This window comes from Sphingomonas sp. 10B4 (genome assembly GCF_035019905.1).
Lineage (GTDB): Bacteria > Pseudomonadota > Alphaproteobacteria > Sphingomonadales > Sphingomonadaceae > Sphingomonas > Sphingomonas glacialis.
On the sequence record NZ_JASJVC010000142.1, the window covers coordinates 1 to 2,500 of the forward strand.

The following is a 2,500-nucleotide window of genomic DNA, read 5'->3' on the forward strand; positions in this document are numbered from 1 at the left end:
GCCTCGATCCAGCTCTTTGCACGCCGCATCGCAAGACTATGATATCACCCCGAATAATTATGAATCAGACTCTTAGAGTTTGACGCGGCCTAATCGCAGCGCGTTTACCACGACAGTAAATGACGACATCGCCATCGCTGCACCGGCGAACATGGGTGACATCAGCAGACCTGTGACCGGATAGAGCACGCCCGCTGCAACCGGCACGCCGATACCGTTAAAAACGAACGAGAAGAACAGGTTCTGACGGATGTTCGCCATCGTCGCTTTAGCAAGCACGCGGGCGCGCACGACCGCGGCGAGATCACCCTTAGTGAGGGTGATCCCGGCGCTTTCGATGGCCACATCAGTGCCGCTGCCCACCGCCAGCCCCACATCAGCAGCAGCAAGTGCGGGCGCATCGTTGATGCCGTCGCCTGCCATCGCGACCTTCGCGCCCTTGGCCTTGAGTTCGCCAACGATGCGCGCTTTATCTTCGGGCTTGAGTTCGGCGTGAACCTCGTCGAGTCCGCCGACCGCATCGGCAACAATCTGTGCCGTCGTCGGATTATCGCCAGTCAGCATGATGACGCGCAGCCCCTGCTTGCGGAGCGCAGAAATCGATTCCCTGGCGTTCGCCCGGATCGGATCGGCAACCGCGATAAACCCGGCAAGCGCGCCATCGACCGCGACGAGCATAATGCCCGCGCCTTCGCGACGCTTGGCCATTCGTCGAGTGTCAGAACCATTCGGTTGTTACGCGCGCTGGAATGACAAGCGGTTCCAAAAGTGCCGTGTCCATAAGATTGCGCGAATTCCCGCGAGCCCGTCACTGAATTGTTGATGTTCCTTAATAATGGTCATTCAGGATACGACTATGCTACACTGGCCCCGTGTTCGAGAGTGCGGCTCCAGTAAATTCTCGATTAGCCGCAAGACACGATTTGAAGGGCGGCGGATGGACTCGGAACAGAGTGCCAACACTCCCCAATGGGGAGTTGTTGATCTACGTCGCGCCACGGTGGCAGCGGGCGTCGCGCTGTGGTCGTGGAACGTCGAGACTGACCGCATAACGATGGACGAACACGGTTTTCGGCTGTGGGACGTAGGTGCTCAGGGCGAAATTACGTTCGAGGATTTGTCCGTAAAGATACACCCTTCCGATCGCGACCGGGTTCGGAACGCGTTTTCGGCTACCCGCGCATTGGTCGGCTCCTACGATATCGATTTTCGGATCATGTGCGCTGACGATGTGCGTTGGATTTCGGCTCGCGGCCAGGGTGACGATGCAGGGATCGTCGGAGCTGTCATGTTCGGTATCTTCCTGGACGTGACCGACCGCAAACAGGCCGAGGAGGCGCACGAACTGTTGGCGGGTGAGATGAGCCACCGCGTCAAGAACCTGCTGGCAATCGCGTCTAGCCTGACCACAATTGTGTCGAGATCGGCGACGAGCGCGGAAGAGATGGCCAATGACCTGACGACGCGCTTGTCGGCATTAGGTCGGGCCCACGACCTTGTTCGACCAAGGCCAGACGAAGAAAATGCCGCGCTTGTCGGCGACCTGATTTCTGTTGTGCTAGCGCCCTATGACGACCTGGGAGCCCATACAGGCCGCGTGCGCGTGTCCGCGGCGAGGATCGCCACTGGCGACGGTGCCGCTACCAATCTGGCGCTGATCCTCCATGAGCTGGCAACCAATTCGGTCAAATACGGTGCGCTGTCGGTCGGCACAGGAACTGTCGATATTACCTGCACGACTCAGGAAAATGACGTGATGCTAGTCTGGACGGAGCATGGCGGCCCAGCGGTAGTACAACCGAGTGAGATGGGGTTCGGCAGTAAGCTGGTTACCCGAATGGTAGCACGGCTTGGAGGCTCCTTTTCTCGCGAATGGTCGATCAATGGCATGGTCGTTAAGCTGGAAATGAAGAAAGACCGCCTGGCGGCCTAGCCAGAGCGGTAGCATTGGCACGGCAAGCCGTATGGTGGTCGCGTAACCTGAATGCAGCCAACAGATGTGACCTGCCCCCACCAAGTGGACCGTGTTGATTGTTAGTGGATTATGCTCGCCCCCGCCATATCCGGGCGGAGGTGGAGCGAAGCGGAACCGGAGGCCGGATATGGCGGTGAGGCCGTTTCCGGGGCCGGCGGTCGGTAGCCCAGGCTGCTGTGCGGACGGACCGTGTTGTAATGTCGCCGCCAGGCTTCGATCAGCACCTTTGCCTCGGCGAGGCTGTAGAAGATCTCGCCGTTGAGGAGTTCGTCGCGCAGCGACCCGTTGAAGCTCTCATTGTAGCCATTCTCCCATGGTGACCCCGGTACAATGTAGAGCGTCTTCACGCCGATCTGGCCGAGCCATTTCTGCACAGCGTTGGCGATAAATTCGGCGCCATTGTCCGACCGTACATGCGCCGGTGGTCCTCGTGTAACGAACAGGTCGGCGTATCCATCCGGCGACGGTCATCTATTCGGCGTGCGTCTGACCTGAGAGGTTAGCAACGGTGCAAGCACTGTGGTT

At 59.2% G+C, this 2,500-nt stretch carries 1 protein-coding gene and 2 pseudogenes; 1 reads left to right on the forward strand and 2 read right to left on the reverse strand.

The window, feature by feature from the left end:
* Positions 1–72: 72 nt before the first annotated feature.
* Positions 73–699, reverse strand: a pseudogene (locus tag QN347_RS19040) (HAD-IC family P-type ATPase); the annotation flags it as partial.
* Between the two features lie 238 nt (positions 700–937).
* On the opposite strand from QN347_RS19040, the gene QN347_RS19045 reads away from it, so the two are divergent.
* Entirely contained in the window at positions 938–1,933 is a 996-nt protein-coding gene (locus QN347_RS19045) for a sensor histidine kinase (protein ID WP_322159910.1), read from the forward strand.
* A gap of 101 nt (positions 1,934–2,034) precedes the next feature.
* Here QN347_RS19045 and QN347_RS19050 read toward each other — a convergent pair.
* Positions 2,035–2,424 (reverse strand): annotated as a pseudogene (locus tag QN347_RS19050) (integrase core domain-containing protein); the annotation flags it as partial.
* Positions 2,425–2,500 lie beyond the last annotated feature (76 nt).

Coding starts and splice junctions, on each gene's coding strand:
- QN347_RS19045 (WP_322159910.1), top strand. CDS start 938: ATGGACTCGGAACAGAGTGCCAACACTCCCCAATGGGGAGTTGTTGAT.